Origin of the sequence: uncultured Streptococcus sp. (assembly GCF_963516515.1) — a bacterium.
In the GTDB taxonomy this organism is placed as follows: Bacteria; Bacillota; Bacilli; order Lactobacillales; family Streptococcaceae; genus Streptococcus.
The window spans coordinates 22,306-37,980 of the sequence record NZ_CAUQCJ010000005.1 but is presented as its reverse complement, the minus strand read 5'-3'; the positions used below and the strand labels follow the sequence as shown (position 1 = coordinate 37,980).

Annotated in this window: 16 protein-coding genes and 1 riboswitch; of the genes, 14 read left to right on the top strand and 2 right to left on the bottom strand. The window is 39.2% G+C overall.

The features are described from left to right. Genes thiW through thiE form a run of 3 tightly spaced genes read left to right on the top strand, consistent with a single transcriptional unit; the run spans position 1 to position 1,953 of the window. Positions 1-525, top strand: a complete 525-nt coding sequence (gene thiW, locus RYL77_RS02005) for an energy coupling factor transporter S component ThiW (protein ID WP_315009451.1) — start codon at positions 1-3, stop codon at positions 523-525. After that, entirely contained in the window at positions 525-1,328 is an 804-nt protein-coding gene (locus tag RYL77_RS02000) for a hydroxyethylthiazole kinase (RefSeq protein WP_315009449.1), read from the top strand. The genes thiW and RYL77_RS02000 overlap by 1 nt, the downstream gene beginning before the upstream one ends. Continuing rightward, on the top strand, positions 1,321-1,953 hold the full coding sequence (gene thiE / locus RYL77_RS01995) for a thiamine phosphate synthase (protein ID WP_315009447.1): 633 nt from the start codon (positions 1,321-1,323) through the stop codon (positions 1,951-1,953). Before RYL77_RS02000 ends, thiE begins: the two co-directional genes overlap by 8 nt. A 159-nt stretch (positions 1,954-2,112) precedes the next feature. On the opposite strand, the gene thiD is transcribed toward thiE, so the two are convergent. Beyond that, complete coding sequence (thiD, locus tag RYL77_RS01990) at positions 2,113-2,904, bottom strand: bifunctional hydroxymethylpyrimidine kinase/phosphomethylpyrimidine kinase (RefSeq protein ID WP_315009446.1); 792 nt, start codon at positions 2,902-2,904, stop codon at positions 2,113-2,115. 83 nt (positions 2,905-2,987) lie between these two features. Continuing rightward, a riboswitch (TPP riboswitch) is annotated at positions 2,988-3,085 on the bottom strand. 183 nt (positions 3,086-3,268) lie between these two features. Between thiD and RYL77_RS01985 the strand changes: the two genes are divergently transcribed. From RYL77_RS01985 to manA, 11 genes are all read left to right on the top strand, one after another. Continuing rightward, on the top strand, positions 3,269-3,664 hold the full coding sequence (locus RYL77_RS01985) for a CopY/TcrY family copper transport repressor (RefSeq protein ID WP_001167197.1): 396 nt from the start codon (positions 3,269-3,271) through the stop codon (positions 3,662-3,664). 10 nt (positions 3,665-3,674) lie between these two features. After that, positions 3,675-4,046: a cupredoxin domain-containing protein gene (locus RYL77_RS01980; protein WP_315009444.1), complete on the top strand. Its 372-nt coding sequence runs from the start codon at positions 3,675-3,677 to the stop codon at positions 4,044-4,046. Between the two features lie 9 nt (positions 4,047-4,055). Continuing rightward, on the top strand, positions 4,056-6,278 hold the full coding sequence (locus RYL77_RS01975; RefSeq protein ID WP_315009442.1) for a heavy metal translocating P-type ATPase: 2,223 nt from the start codon (positions 4,056-4,058) through the stop codon (positions 6,276-6,278). A gap of 211 nt (positions 6,279-6,489) precedes the next feature. Then, complete coding sequence (gene spxB, locus RYL77_RS01970; protein ID WP_315009440.1) at positions 6,490-8,265, top strand: pyruvate oxidase; 1,776 nt, start codon at positions 6,490-6,492, stop codon at positions 8,263-8,265. A 250-nt stretch (positions 8,266-8,515) separates the two neighbouring features. Further along, the gene (locus tag RYL77_RS01965; protein WP_315009438.1) at positions 8,516-8,671 is read left to right on the top strand and encodes a hypothetical protein; all 156 of its coding nucleotides are present in this window, start codon (positions 8,516-8,518) and stop codon (positions 8,669-8,671) included. A 73-nt stretch (positions 8,672-8,744) separates the two neighbouring features. Further along, a complete protein-coding gene (locus tag RYL77_RS01960) occupies positions 8,745-9,101 on the top strand; it encodes a VOC family protein (RefSeq protein ID WP_315009436.1) in 357 nt (118 codons plus the stop codon). Between the two features lie 352 nt (positions 9,102-9,453). Continuing rightward, positions 9,454-10,293 (top strand): radical SAM protein, encoded by an 840-nt coding sequence (locus RYL77_RS01955; RefSeq protein ID WP_315009435.1) that lies wholly within the window; start codon positions 9,454-9,456, stop codon positions 10,291-10,293. A 16-nt stretch (positions 10,294-10,309) separates the two neighbouring features. Next, the gene (locus tag RYL77_RS01950) at positions 10,310-10,852 is read left to right on the top strand and encodes an SPASM domain-containing protein (RefSeq protein WP_315009433.1); all 543 of its coding nucleotides are present in this window, start codon (positions 10,310-10,312) and stop codon (positions 10,850-10,852) included. A gap of 146 nt (positions 10,853-10,998) precedes the next feature. Beyond that, the gene (locus tag RYL77_RS01945; protein WP_315009431.1) at positions 10,999-12,573 is read left to right on the top strand and encodes an ABC transporter ATP-binding protein; all 1,575 of its coding nucleotides are present in this window, start codon (positions 10,999-11,001) and stop codon (positions 12,571-12,573) included. Between the two features lie 251 nt (positions 12,574-12,824). Then, a complete protein-coding gene (locus tag RYL77_RS01940) occupies positions 12,825-13,085 on the top strand; it encodes a SemiSWEET family transporter (protein ID WP_001291475.1) in 261 nt (86 codons plus the stop codon). Positions 13,086-13,343: 258 nt separating this feature from the next. Then, on the top strand, positions 13,344-14,288 hold the full coding sequence (gene manA, locus RYL77_RS01935) for a mannose-6-phosphate isomerase, class I (RefSeq protein ID WP_315009430.1): 945 nt from the start codon (positions 13,344-13,346) through the stop codon (positions 14,286-14,288). 40 nt (positions 14,289-14,328) lie between these two features. Here manA and RYL77_RS01930 read toward each other — a convergent pair whose 3' ends face one another. Then, complete coding sequence (locus RYL77_RS01930) at positions 14,329-15,669, bottom strand: sodium-dependent transporter (protein ID WP_315009428.1); 1,341 nt, start codon at positions 15,667-15,669, stop codon at positions 14,329-14,331. Positions 15,670-15,675 lie beyond the last annotated feature (6 nt).

Below are 15,675 nucleotides of genomic sequence, written 5' to 3'. Positions count from 1 at the left end.
ATGAGAAACCACCAATTTCAAGTTCACAAATTAACCATTTTATCCATGATGATTGCCCTTGATGTAGTCCTTACTCCTATCTTTCGGATTGAGGGAATGGCACCGATGTCCAGTGTAGTCAATATTCTAGCAGGAATCATGATGGGACCTGTGTATGCCTTGGCTATGGCTACAGTCACAGCCTTTATCCGTATGACGACTCAAGGTATTCCGCCTTTAGCTCTCACAGGAGCGACTTTTGGAGCCCTCCTTGCAGGTCTCTTTTATAAGTATGGTCGAAAATTTCACTATTCTGCCCTAGGAGAAATCTTGGGAACAGGTATTATTGGTTCTATTGTTTCCTATCCTGTTATGGTACTCTTTACAGGATCGGCTGCTAAGCTTAGCTGGTTTATCTACACTCCTCGATTTTTCGGAGCAACCTTGATTGGTACGGCGATTTCCTTTATTGCCTTTCGATTTTTAATCAAGCAGGAATTCTTTAAAAAAGTGCAGGGATATTTCTTTGGTGAAAGGATAAACTGATGCAGGAATTGACAAATCCTTTCCCTCTGGTAGCAAGTTCCTTGATTCACTGCATCACCAATGAGATTTCTTGTGAGATGCTGGCCAATGGCATTTTGGCGCTGGGATGCAAACCTGTCATGGCAGATGATCCCCGTGAGGTTCTTGATTTTACTAAGCAAAGTCAGGCCCTCTTCATCAATTTGGGGCATTTGTCTGCTGAGAAGGAAAAAGCAATCCGTAGGGCAGCTTCGTATGCAAACCAATCTTCTCTCCCGATGGTAGTAGATGCGGTTGGTGTATCAGCGTCGCCCATTCGTAAGAGCTTAGTTATAGACCTTTTAGACTATAGACCCACAGTCCTTAAAGGAAATATGTCGGAAATCCGAAGTCTTGTTGGTTTAAAACACCACGGAGTTGGGGTCGATGCGAGTACTAAAGATCAAGAAACTGAGGATTTACTTCAAGTCTTGAAAGACTGGTGTCAGACCTATCCAGGTATGTCATTTTTAGTCACTGGACCCAAGGACCTCATCGTTTCGGAGAATCAAGTTGCTTTATTGGAGAATGGATGTGCAAAATTAGACTGGATAACAGGGACAGGAGACTTAGTTGGAGCCTTGACAGCCATTTTTCTCAGCCAAGGAAAGACTGGCTTTGTAGCTTCGTGTCTAGCAGTCTCTTATCTCAATATCTCTGCTGAGAGAATTCTTGTTCAAGGAATGGGATTGGAAGATTTTCGATACCAAGTACTCAATCAGCTTTCGCTCCTCAAAAGAGATGAAAACTGGCTAGATGCTATCAAAGGAGATGTTTATGAATAGAGAATCTCTTAGACTATATCTGGTAACCAATCGCTATCAAGATTCCGTGGAAAGCTTTCTTGAAAAGGTTGAGACAGCCTGCCGTTCAGGGGTTACCATAGTCCAATTGCGAGAAAAAAATCTCACAACCAATCAATATTATCAACTGGCAAAACAAGTCAAGGAAATAACAGATGCCTATCAGGTACCTTTGATCATCGATGATCGTTTGGATGTCTGTCTTGCAGTTGATGCTGCTGGTCTGCATATCGGAGACGATGAGTTACCAGTTTCGGTTGCCAGACAAGTCTTGGGCCCTGAAAAAATACTTGGTGTCACAGCTAAAACTGTAAAAAGAGCCCTCGAGGCAGAAGAAGGAGGGGCGGATTACTTAGGGACAGGAGCTATTTTCCCGACTACGACCAAGGAAAATGCGCCTATCACCCTGATTTCAACCTTGAAGACAATTTGCCAAAGGGTCGCCATTCCAGTAGTTGCTATTGGCGGCTTGACATCAGAGAACATTGAACAGCTTATTGGTACTGGCATAGCTGGAGTAGCTGTAGTGCGTGATTTGATGCAGGCAGAAGATATAGAGGCAAAAACGCAAGCCTTTTTGACAAAGTTGGATGACATTATTTTCTAATTAATACTCAATGAAAATCAAAGAGCAAACTAGGAAGCTAGTCGCAGGTTGCTCAAAGCACAGCTTTGAGGTTGCAGATAAAGCTGACGTAGTTTGAAGAGATTTTCGAAGAGTATAAAAACTCTCTAATTCCCTTAAAGTGGGAACTAGAGAGTTTTTTTAATCTTTAAAGCTTGTATGGTTGACTGGGCCAGAACCATGACCGAGTTGAGGGGCGTCTTGGATGGCTTTCGTGATAAAGGCCTTGGCTTTATCGACTGCCTGGTAAAGACTTCTGCCCTTGGCTAGTTCAGCCGTAATCACTGCAGCAAAGGTACACCCAGTACCATGGGTGTGACAGGTTTGAATCCGTGGGCTTTCCCAGACAAATTGCTCATCCTTGGTAAAGAGGAAGTCTTTGGCACCACCTTCGAGATGCCCGCCTTTGATAACAACGGACTGAGGACCAAATTCTTTTAAAATCAGGCGACCGGCACGCTGCATGTCTTCTGGATCATGAATCGAAAAACCAACAATCTCTTCTGCCTCAGGAAGATTGGGAGTGATAATACTTGCAAGGGGAAGTAGGTTTGTTTTTAGGTAAGTTCTGGCACTAGTATCAATCAGGGTATCACCGCTTGTTGCGACCATAACAGGGTCAAGGACGTAGGGACAATCTAGCTTTTTAAGATAGGGCTGGATGATTTCCATAATTTCAGTAGTTGCCAACATCCCAGTTTTTACAGCCTGAGGTGGGATATCCGAAAAGACACTCTCTAATTGGGCTTTCAACATTTGAGGAGAAACGTGCTCGATCAATTGAACGCCTCTGGTATTTTGAGCGACAAGACTGGTCACAACGGCCATTCCATAAACATCTCTAGCTTGGAACGACTTTAAATCAGCCATAATGCCAGCACCACCACTAGGGTCAGTCCCTGCAATGGTCAAAGCAACGGGTAAATAAGTCATCTAAAACCTCCCAACCAACTGAAGTTTGTATTATTAAGAACAATCTAGTCTGTTTCAGGAAGGAAATAGAAGACTGCTAGTCCCCATTATCATTTCCACTTCCATCAGCTAGCATTACCTAGATTGAGTCAAAGGGTCTAACAGTCGTTAATCTCAGCTTTACGCACCCCTAGTGGTTGTTTTCTTTTTTCTTTAGTATAGCATATTTTCATAGTTTATATAGTAAGATTTGACTGCAAATCGTTTTTCAAATGGTTAAAATTCAATTTTTCGAAAAAATAATAAAAATCATAGTTGACAAATGTAGATTTTCGGAGTATACTAACAACTGTAATCGACAAATGTAGATTTAGGAGGTGTGATTATGCAGATTTCAGATGCAGAATGGCAGGTCATGAAGATTATTTGGATGCAAGGAGAGCAGACCAGTACGGATTTGATTAGGGTTCTGGCGGAGCGGTTCGACTGGTCCAAGTCAACCATTCAAACTCTTTTGGCTCGTTTGGTTGAGAAAGAGTGTCTGACGAGGAAAAAAGAAGGCAAGTTCTTTGTCTATTCAGCCCTTTTAACTTTGGACCAAAGTCGGGATTTACTTGTCCAAGATATCAAGGACAAGGTTTGTTCTCGTAGGATTAAGAACTTGCTGGCTGATTTGATTGCTGAATGTGATTTTACTCAGGCTGACTTGGAAGACTTGGAAGCTGTGATTTCTGAGAAGAAATCAAGCGCTGTAACAGAAGTAAAATGTAATTGTATGTAAAGGAGACGTCATGTTGAATATTATTGTAACCATTATTTGTATTGCCCTTATCGCGTTTATCTTGTTTTGGTTTTTCAAAAAGCCTGAAAAATCTGGACAAAAGGCCCAGCAAAAAAACGGCTACCAAGAGATTCGAGTGGAGGTCATGGGGGGCTATACGCCTGAGTTGATTATCCTCAAGAAATCAGTGCCAGCCCGCATTGTCTTTGACCGTAAGGACTCTTCACCCTGTTTGGATCAGATCGTCTTTCCAGACTTTGGTGTACATGCGGACCTTCCTATGGGGGAAGAGTATATAGTGGAAATCACGCCTGAGCAGGCTGGAGAGTATGGTTTCTCTTGTGGCATGAATATGATGCACGGCAAGATGATTGTAGAATAGGAGAATGATATGACTGAAATTGTAAAAGCAAGTCTTGAAAATGGTGTTCAAAAAATCCGTATCACGGCAGACAAAGGCTACCATCCAGCCCATATTCAACTGCAAAAAGGAGTTCCTGCTGAGATCACCTTTCACCGTGTGACACCTTCAAACTGTTATAAGGAAATTCTGTTTGAAGAAGAAGGCATCTTGGAACCAATCGGCGTAGATGAGGAGAAAGTCATTCGTTTTACACCTCAAGAATTAGGTCAACATGAATTTTCTTGTGGTATGAAGATGCAAAAGGGAAGTTATACAGTTGTTGAGAAGACTCGAAAATCTCTATCACTTTTACAGCGTTTTTGGATTACTAGTATCTTTACTGTGCCTCTTGTGATCCTCATGATTGGGATGTCGACAGGAGGAATTAGTCACCAAGTCATGCGTTGGGGCACCTTTTTAGCCACAACACCGATTATGCTAGTAGCAGGTGGTCCTTATATCCAAAGTGCTTGGGCTAGTTTTAAAAAGCACAATGCCAACATGGATACCTTGGTTGCTCTGGGAACCTTGGTAGCTTATGTCTATAGCTTGTTTGCCCTCTTCGCTGGTTTGCCTGTTTATTTTGAAATTGCAGGATTTCTCCTCTTTTTCATTCTTTTAGGTGCAGTATTTGAAGAACGCATGCGCAAAAATGCTTCGCAAGCAGTCGAAAAATTATTGGACCTGCAAGCAAAAACTGCAGAAGTTTTACGTGATGATACTTATATACAAATCCCTCTAGAACAGGTCAAAGTTGGCGATTTAATCCGTGTTCGACCAGGTGAAAAAATTGCCGTTGATGGTATTGTTTTAGAAGGTGAGACTAGTATTGATGAGTCAATGGTGACTGGGGAAAGTATTCCAGTAGACAAGTCTGCCGGTGATACTGTCATTGGTTCAACTATCAATAATAGTGGTACGATAATCTTTAGAGCTGAAAAAGTTGGTTCTGAGACTGTTTTGGCTCAGATTGTGGACTTTGTGAAGAAAGCGCAAACGAGTCGTGCTCCTATTCAAGATTTGACCGACAAGATTTCTGGGATTTTTGTACCAGCAGTTGTCATTTTAGGACTTCTTACTTTTTGGGTCTGGTTTGTTTTACTTGGAGATAGCTTTGTGACTTCTCTTCTTTATGGAGTAGCAGTTTTAATCATTGCCTGTCCTTGTGCACTAGGACTCGCGACACCGACAGCACTCATGGTTGGAACAGGACGAAGTGCCAAGATGGGGGTTCTTCTCAAAAATGGTACAGTTCTACAGGAAATCCAAAAAGTCCAAACGGTTGTTTTTGATAAGACAGGAACCTTGACCGAAGGGAAGCCAGTAGTGACAGATGTTGTCGGAGATGAAGGAGAAGTGATCAGCTTGGCTGCTTCACTGGAAGATGTATCTCAACACCCGCTAGCTCAAGCTATTGTTAATCGTGCATCTGAACTAGGAATTAGCTTTTACCCAGTGGAAAACTTCCAAGCCTTGCACGGAAAAGGTGTGACTGGGATTATTAATGGTAAACAAGTCTTGCTGGGGAATGCTAAGCTCTTAGCTGACCTTGCTATTCCACATGATTATCAAGAACGATTTGATTTGCTTGAGAAAGAAGCAAAAACAGTTGTCTTCCTATCCGTGGATGGTCAGTTAAAAGGCTTAATTGCCTTGCAGGATGTCCCTAAGGAAAATGCTCGAGAAGCTATTGCTAAATTGAAAAAACGTGGTCTTAGAACGGTCATGCTGACAGGAGACAATGCAGGTGTGGCGCGTGCTATTGCCGATCAGATCGGAATCGAAGAGGTCATTGCAGGTGTCTTGCCAGAAGAAAAAGCCTATGAAATCCATAAACTACAAGCAGCTGGGAAAGTAGCCTTTGTTGGTGATGGGATTAATGACGCTCCTGCCCTCAGTGTAGCAGATGTGGGGATTGCTATGGGAGCTGGAACAGATATCGCTATCGAGTCAGCAGATTTGGTGTTGACAACCAATAACCTCCTAGGAGTGGTTCGTGCCTTTGACATGAGTAAGAAAACTTTTAATCGTATTCTGCTCAATCTTTTCTGGGCCTTTATCTACAATGTCGCCGGAATTCCGATAGCAGCAGGAGTCTTTTCTGGTGTTGGACTGGTCCTCAATCCAGAACTGGCAGGCTTAGCCATGGCCTTTAGTTCTGTATCTGTTCTGACTAGTTCACTCTTACTAAACTTTAGTAAAATAGACTAAAAGCGGGCTTGCTCGCTTTTTATTATAAAACAGAGTCTAAAAACGTTTTCAAACTGTACTGTAATAGAGAATAAAAACTTCTGAGCAGATTCTTAGTAAAGTCAAAATAAATGTGATAAATTAGTATTGTAAAAATTTACTGAAACGTTTTCAAAAACTATATGAAACCTTTTTTAGTAGATTTAAAAATATTTGAAGGAGAGTTATCATTATGACTCAAGGGAAAATTACTGCATCTGCAGCAATGCTTAATGTATTGAAAACATGGGGCGTAGACACAATCTACGGTATCCCATCAGGAACACTCAGCTCATTGATGGACGCTTTGGCTGAAGACAAAGATATCCGTTTCTTGCAAGTTCGCCACGAAGAAACAGGTGCTCTTGCAGCGGTTATGCAAGCTAAATTCGGCGGCTCAATCGGGGTTGCAGTTGGTTCAGGTGGTCCAGGTGCGACTCACTTGATTAACGGTGTTTACGATGCAGCTATGGATAACACTCCATTCCTAGCAATCCTTGGATCACGTCCAGTTAACGAACTCAACATGGATGCTTTCCAAGAATTGAACCAAAACCCAATGTACAACGGTATCGCTGTATACAACAAACGTGTAGCTTACGCTGAGCAATTGCCAAAAGTAATCGACGAAGCTTGCCGTGCTGCAGTTTCTAAAAAAGGTCCAGCTGTTGTTGAAATCCCAGTAAACTTCGGTTTCCAAGAAATCGACGAAAACTCATACTATGGATCAGGTTCATACGAGCGTTCATTCATCGCTCCTGCTTTGAACGAAGTTGAAATCAACAAAGCTGTTGAAATCTTGAACAATGCTGAACGTCCAGTTATTTACGCTGGTTACGGTGGTGTGAAAGCTGGTGAAGTGATTACTGAATTGTCACGTAAAATCAAAGCACCAATCATCACAACTGGTAAAAACTTTGAAGCTTTTGAATGGAACTATGAAGGTTTGACAGGTTCTGCTTACCGTGTTGGTTGGAAACCAGCCAACGAAGTGGTCTTTGAAGCAGACACAGTTCTTTTCCTTGGTTCAAACTTCCCATTTGCTGAAGTTTACGAAGCCTTCAAGAACACTGAAAAATTCATCCAAGTCGATATCGACCCTTACAAACTTGGGAAACGTCATGCCCTTGACGCTTCAATCCTTGGTGATGCAGGTCAAGCAGCTAAAGCTATCCTTGATAAAGTAAACCCAGTTGAGTCTACTCCATGGTGGCGTGCAAACGTTAAGAACAACCAAAACTGGCGTGATTACATGAACAAACTCGAAGGTAAAACTGAGGGTGAATTGCAATTGTACCAAGTTTACAATGCAATCAACAAACATGCTGATCAAGACGCTATCTACTCAATCGACGTAGGTGACACTACTCAAACATCTACTCGTCACCTTCACATGACACCTAAGAACATGTGGCGTACATCTCCACTCTTTGCGACAATGGGTATTGCCCTTCCTGGTGGTATCGCTGCTAAGAAAGACAATCCAGATCGCCAAGTATGGAACATCATGGGTGACGGTGCATTCAACATGTGCTACCCAGACGTTATCACAAACGTTCAATACGACCTTCCAGTTATCAACGTTGTCTTCTCAAATGATAAATATGCCTTCATCAAGGACAAATACGAAGACACAAACAAACACTTGTTTGGTTGTGACTTCCCTAATGCTGACTATGCGAAAATCGCTGAAGCTCAAGGAGCTGTTGGATTTACAGTTGACCGTATCGAAGACATCGATGCAGTTGTTGCAGAAGCTGTTAAATTGAACAAAGAAGGTAAAACTGTTGTTATCGATGCTCGCATCACTCCACACCGTCCACTTCCAGTAGAAGTACTTGAATTGGATCCAAAACTTCACTCAGAAGAAGCAATCAAAGCCTTCAAGGAAAAATACGAAGCAGAAGAACTCGTACCATTCCGTCTCTTCTTGGAAGAAGAAGGATTGCAATCACGCGTAATTAAATAATTCCTCTCGTCGAAAATCAAATGTAAAACTTGTAGATTTTATTCTTTGATTTTCATAGAGCAGAACTTGAAAAGATCGGAGAAATCCGGTCTTTTTAATGTAAAGCAATTGCATATAAATAGTTGACAACGCTTTCTCAAAAACTTATAATAAAAATCTAACAGTAGAAAATAAAACTGATATGGAAAGGAGAAATATTTTTTAAATAGCTGTAGTAAGTGGATTTTCTTAATTCATTAGGAGGAAAGAGATGAAAAAAAAGGATATTTATCTAATCTGTGTGACAATGATTATCTGTTCAATTATTATAGGTTTGATTGTAGGAAGTTTTATTTTGCATGGTCTTGAAGATATTGCTGCAATAATTAACCACGGCTTACTGACGATTAATCAATCCATTAATTGACAAAAGCTATTCATTTTTGCATTTTATGAATCAAACAGATCGGAGCAATCCGGTCTTTTATGGAGGATAGTAAATGAATTTAAATCAATTAGATATTATCGTTTCAGATGTTCCCCAAGTTTGTGCTGACTTGGAACGTATTTTGGATAAAAAGTCAGATTATGTTGATGACAGTTTTGCTCAGTTTACGATTGGTAGTCACTGTCTGATGTTGTCTCAAAATCATTTGGTTCCTTTGGAAAACTTTCAGTCAGGCATCATTCTTCACATTGAGGTTGAGGATGTAGACCAGAATTACCAACGTTTAAAAGAGATTGGTGTCGAGATTTTACACGGTCCTTGTGAAACGGATTGGGGAACAGAGTCCTTATTAGTTAAAGGACCTGCTGGTCTAGTGATTGATTTTTATCGTATGAAATCAGGCGCATAGTCATTTGACGTTAACCTTAGCTATTTTTAAAAACAGAAATTGAGAATATGAACTATTGAAAGATCGGAGCAATCCGGTCTTTTTTAGGTAAACCTAATAGTGACTTCTGAGCTCGACTATCGTGAGGTAACGGATTAAAACAGTCTCGTAGATAGACCGTTTTAAGTCTGATGCTGGAAATAAGAATCGTCAGAGGAGGACGGAAGAAGGAGATTGTGTCACGACGAACAGAGTAATTGATTGAAAATTATTAAAATATAGAACTTTTCTAATTTTTTGACTTTTGATTGAATTGTCATTTTAATAGATATATAATGTATTTAAAGAAATCAAAGAATAAAGAGGTGGTAATATGAAATTATCACGATATGTCTTAAGGTATGACACTGAAGATGGTAGTGTATATTTTAATACCAAAAATAATCATTCATTTTTGATTACGAATGAATTGAAGAAGAATATACAAGAAAATAAAACAAAGGGAAGTGAATATATTGCCTCTTTGGAAGAGAATAGATATTTACTTGAAGACAATGAGGTAAACAAATATTTAAAACAGATAGAAGATAGGAATAATGAGATACTAGAGTTTACAATTCTTACTCATGGAGATTGTAATTTTCGATGTAAGTATTGTTATGAACACTTTAAAAATATTGGAATGTCTATTGAAACAGAAAATGCTATTTTGAAATTTGCTGAAGAAAAATTGAGTAATTCTCAATATCATTTCCTAAGGATAGCATGGTTTGGTGGAGAACCTCTGTTAGGCTATAAAACAATTCAACGGCTTTCACTAGAATTTTTGAGAATTTGTGAGCGATTTGGAATAACGTATTCAGCAAGTATTACTACTAATGGATTTTTGTTAACATCTTCCAAATTTGAAAAATTAGTAAGAGAGTATGATGTTACTAATTTTCAGATTACTATTGATGGTGATGGAGAGAGTCATGATTCTCAACGTGTGTTAAAAAATCAAAAAGGTTCCTATGTGCGAATTTTAGACAATCTTCATAAAATGAAGGATAGTGATTTAGATTTTATTTGTAGGTTAAGATTCAATATATCAAAGGAAAATTATGACCATATGGAGTCATTTCTATTAAATGATGGTCGTTATACTCTTCGAAAATCAAATTCAAACCACGTCAACGTCGCCTTGCCGTACTCAAGTACAGCCTGCGGCTAGTTTCCTAGTTTGCTCTTTGATTTTCATTGAGTATTACTTTAAAAATGATGATAGATTTTTTCTTCTATATCATAATATTGGTAACTGGGGACAAGGAGATCGTTCTAAAGACGACTGTGTTACAGTATTTAAAAATGATATGAGTTTTGGTATTTCTAAGAAAGCAGTTGATTTGGGGTACCACCTATCTTTGCCAAGCATTGTGGTTCACAATTCCTTTTCTTGTTATGCCAATCGTTTAAATCACTATATGTTTAATGTTAGAGGTATTGTACAAGCATGTACAGTTGCTTTGTACGATAATCAAAATATTTTTGGAAATATCAATACTGGATTGATTAACAAAGATAAAATGAAAGGATGGTTTTTATCTGTTAGAGAAGATTGTAAAACATGTCCCTTTGTTTTGATTTGTAAATCAGGATTTTGTCCAATGGCCAAGCATATTACGGAATTAAGCTCTTCTGTGATTTGTAAGAATATGCAAGAGAAAATTCGTAAAAATCTAGCACTTTATGCTATTTCTGGATGCTATGAAGATATTTTAGATGTGGACTAGAGAGGGGTAAGCAAAAATGTCTATCAAGAAAAACAAAAAGGTTGTAAAAAAACCTGAAGTTGTAAGCAATAATTGTAATATTTGTTAAGTTTATATAGTAAAAATGGAGAGGAGTGCTAGCCTCTCTCTTTTTCTAGGAGGGCATTATGAATAAAATATTTCACTATCTGGATAAGAAAACGAAGTTTTATACTATCAGCGGTGCACTAGCAAATGGAGGTTTGGCTCTTGCTCAACCCTTAGTCGTATCACAAGCCTTATCCTTAAATCAAGGAGAACTTACTTATTCTAAAATCATACAGTTTGCTGTTTTTGGATTTACAGTATACTTTGTCTTGTATAGCTTAATGCTCTTTTGTAATCATACACATAATGTTTTTCGGCGTGAAATTCAAATGAATATGAGGGCAGATTTATTTGATAAGCTGATGACAAAAAAAGATTTTAGCGAAGATGAAAAAATCACCATGCTCACACAAGATATGGAGTATTTGGGGGATAATTACTTAGAAAAATATGTCAATATCATTTGCTGGAGCTTTGTTGCATTACTAACAGCGATTTATATTATTTCGCAAAATTTGTTACTAGGTAGTATTTTTGTCTTTTTCACGATTTTACGTCCTATTCCTCAGTTCTTGATGAATAAAAGACTCAAACACACTGGTGATGACATGGCGCAAGGCAGAGTAGAAGTTCATAATCAAGTATCTGATAGTATCCGAGGAGCACACACTCTAATCATGAACCAAGCAATTTCTGAAAATCAGAACAGATTTTGGAAGATTAATCGACATTATCAACTAGCCATTCAAAAATTTTGCTTTACCCATAATATTATTTTCTTTTGCAACGGTTTCATGGTCTTTTTAAGCCAAGTTTTACCACTTGTTTTAGGTTTTTACTTTGCTATGGCTGGGCAGAAAGTGTCAGTGGCAAGTCTTGTTGCCATGTACATCGCAGCAGGTCAGCTAGTGAACCCTATTCAGACTATTATGTATGATGCTGTAGATATACAAGGGGCAAAAACGACAGCAGATAAGATTTTTGGAGTATTAGAAATTGGAGATGTAATACAGATAGATAAAAAAGATGCGCAAGAATTGAATGCTCTGCACATTAAAAATTTAAGTAAATCCTATGGTGGCAGACAACTTTTTACTCATCTAAATTTGGATGTTCAAGCAGGTCAGAAAGTTTTAATCAAAGGACCGAGTGGTTGTGGTAAGTCAACCTTGTTTCGACTCATTACTGGAGAAGAAATAGCAGATGAGGGAGAAATTATCGGTGTGACAACTGTTAATGAATGTACATCAAGTTTTGTATCCAGTATAGGAATTATTAGCCAACATCCATTTCTCTTTAACGATACAGTGCGTTATAATTTGACCTTAGGACAAGAATTTTCTGAGGAAGAGTTGCTTGCTGTTTTGAAACAAGTCAAACTAGATTTTGAATTGACGGGTGGACTGGATTTTATTATTAGAAATAACGGAGAGAATATTTCTGGGGGACAAAGAGTAAGGATTGAATTGGCACGTTTTCTTCTTCGTAGAAAAAATCTGTTATTGGCTGATGAAGTGACCGCAACCCTAGATAAGGAAAACGCCCTCATGGTACATGAACTACTATTTTCTCTTCCTGTTATGATGTTAGAAATTGCCCATCATATTGATGATGAAAGTAGATATCAACAAGTTGTAGATTTAGGAAAATATTGAATCTGGCTTAAAAATCAGTTGTAGCAGAAAATAAAGTAAATATTTCAGCAATAAAACACCCAGTATCAAGATTTTTCAATACATAATAATATGCGTTTTTCTGATTATATATACTTTTTCCAACTTCACTCTTCTTTCTTATCACAAGATTGTAATAGTTTACATTTTTATAACAAAACTCTCAAATTCTTGCTTGTTTTTGCATCATATTATAAAATAAAAGGCACAAAAGAATAAAAGAGGTTTTGAAAATGTCCGAAAAACAAATGAAAGTTTTGGGTTGGGTAGCGACCTTCATGTCCGTTATGATGTATGTGTCTTACTTCCCACAAATTATGAACAATCTGGCTGGTCAAAAAGGAAATTTCATCCAGCCCTTGGTTGCTGCCATCAACTGTAGTCTCTGGGTTTACTACGGTCTTTTCAAGAAAGAAAGAGATATTCCGCTTGCTGCTGCCAATGCACCAGGTATTATTTTTGGCCTTGTGACGGCTATTACAGCTTTGATTTAAAAAGAAGACTGGTTTCAGTTTTGTTCGTTTATGAAAATAGATGCTTCATTAAAGTAATTTTTGAATGAGAGTTGAGGGAAAAAGTCCAGTTACAGCTAGCTTTACGAGAGTCTTTTATGTTCGTCTCTATCAAAGAAAAAAGTATATCGTTACTATTTTTATAAAATTTTCTCCCTACTTTATAAGATGTTAAAAAGAGTTCAATTCGAACTCTTTTTTTGCTATAATGAGGGAAGAAAAATCAGACAGGAGATTAAGATGTCAGAACCATTATTTTTACAATCAGTTATGCAAGAAAAAATCTGGGGTGGTACCAAGCTACGTGATGAGTTTGGCTACGACATCCCAAGTGAAAAAATCGGAGAATATTGGGCCATCTCAGCCCATCCAAATGGTGTCTCTAAAGTTGCCAATGGTCGTTTTGAGGGAACAGACCTAGCTACTTTGTATGCGGAACACCGTGAATTGTTTGGCAATCGTCCAGAACCTGTATTTCCACTTTTGACTAAGATTCTGGATGCCAACGACTGGCTCAGTGTCCAAGTTCATCCAGACGATGCTTACGGACTCGAGCATGAGGGCGAACTTGGAAAAACAGAGTGCTGGTACATCATTGCAGCGGATGAGGGATCAGAGATTATCTACGGGCATAATGCCAAGTCAAAAGAAGAACTTCGCCAGCAAATAGAGGATAAAAACTGGGATGATTTGTTGACTAAAGTACCTATTAAGGCTGGAGATTTCTTCTATGTACCAAGCGGAACCATGCATGCTATTGGTGCGGGTATTTTGATTCTTGAAACACAGCAATCTAGTGATACAACCTACCGTGTCTATGACTTTGACCGTAGGGATGATAATGGCAACTTGCGTGAGCTTCATCTTGAAAAATCCATCGATGTTTTAAATATCGGTGAGCCTGCAAATAGCCGTCCTGTGACTGTCAAAGCAGATGATTTACGCTCAACTTTACTTGTCTCTAATGATTTCTTTGCAGTTTACAAGTGGGAAATTACTGGAAAAGTTGACTTCGAAAAGACAGCTGACTACAGCTTATTCAGTGTCTTAGCTGGTCAAGGTCAACTGACTGTTGACGGAAAAAATTATCCAATCCAAAAAGGTAGCCACTTTATCCTACCAAGTGATGTTGAAGCTTGGACCCTGGAAGGGCAAGGTTTGGAATTGATTGTTAGCCATCCATAAAAAAGAAAGGGCCTGAGTTCACTACTCAAGTCCTTTTTGATTACATAAATTGGGCGATAAAGACCACGATGATGATGATTGGAATGACGAAACGAAGAAGGAAGAGCCAGACTTGGAAAAGTCCTTGTTTCCATGCTGTTTCATCGAGATGGAGTTCCTCCATGGCAAGAGCCTTTTTGAAGATATATCCTGTAAAAAATGAAAGGCAGAGAGCTCCAAATGGCATGAGGAGATTGGAAACCAAGAAGTCCATAGCGTCAAAGAAGGTCTTCCCAAAGATGTGAACATCCGTCATGACACCGTAAGATAGGGCTGAAGGAATTCCAAAGATAAAGGTCAAAATTCCTAAAATCACACTCCATTTAGCACGCTGACTATTGTCCTGATTGGTGATATTGCCTACATTGATTTCCAACATAACGACAGAAGAAGTGACCGTCGCAAAGAGGAAGAGCAAGAGGAAGAGGATGTAGAAAATGGTTCCAAAAGGCATCTTGTCAAAGAGTTGAGGCAAGACGATAAAGAGCAGGCTCGGTCCCCCTTCAGATTGGATATTGAAGGCTGACATGGCTGGGAAAATGGCTAGTCCTGCCATGATGGATACCGAGATATTCATGGCTACGATGGAAATACCTGATTGAACCAGATTGGTTTTCTTGTCCAAGTAAGAAGCATAGGTCAGCATGGCTGTCACCCCTAGCGAGAGGGCAAAGAAAGATTGTCCCAGAGCATAGAGGAGACCAGCACTAGTCAGCTTAGAGAAGTCTGGTTTGAGGAAGTAAAGAACACCTTCCATGGCATTTGGCAAACTGAGAGAGCGCCCGATGATGACAACAAAGATAATAAAGAGCAGGGGCATCATGACCTTAGAAGCTCTTTCAATCCCTTTTTGAACCCCACGTGATACAATAAAGATATTTAATAGGATAAAGGCAGCTTGAGCTCCTAGGGCAATGGCTGGATTTGAAATGATTGAAGTAAATAACTGAGTGTAATCACTAGTTCCACCAAGATGGAACAATTTTCCAAACTCAATACCCAGATAGACTAAAATCCATCCCCCGATAACACTGTAGAAAGATAAGAGGATAAAGAGGGCAAAGGCACCAATCCAACCGATAAAGTTGTACTTACTATTCTTGCCAAGTTTTCCAAAGGTTTTGATTGCTGAGACACCAGCACTTCGGCCGAGGGCAAATTCAGCAAGCAAAAGAGGGAAACCAATTAAAATAGTGGAAACGAGAAAGACCAGTAAAAAGCCTCCTCCACCATTAGCAGCAGTCATATAGGGGAATTTCCAAACGGCACCAAGTCCGATGGCTGAACCAGCAGATGCTAGGATAAAGCCCAGTTTAGAACCCCATTGCGATTTTTCAGACATAGTTAA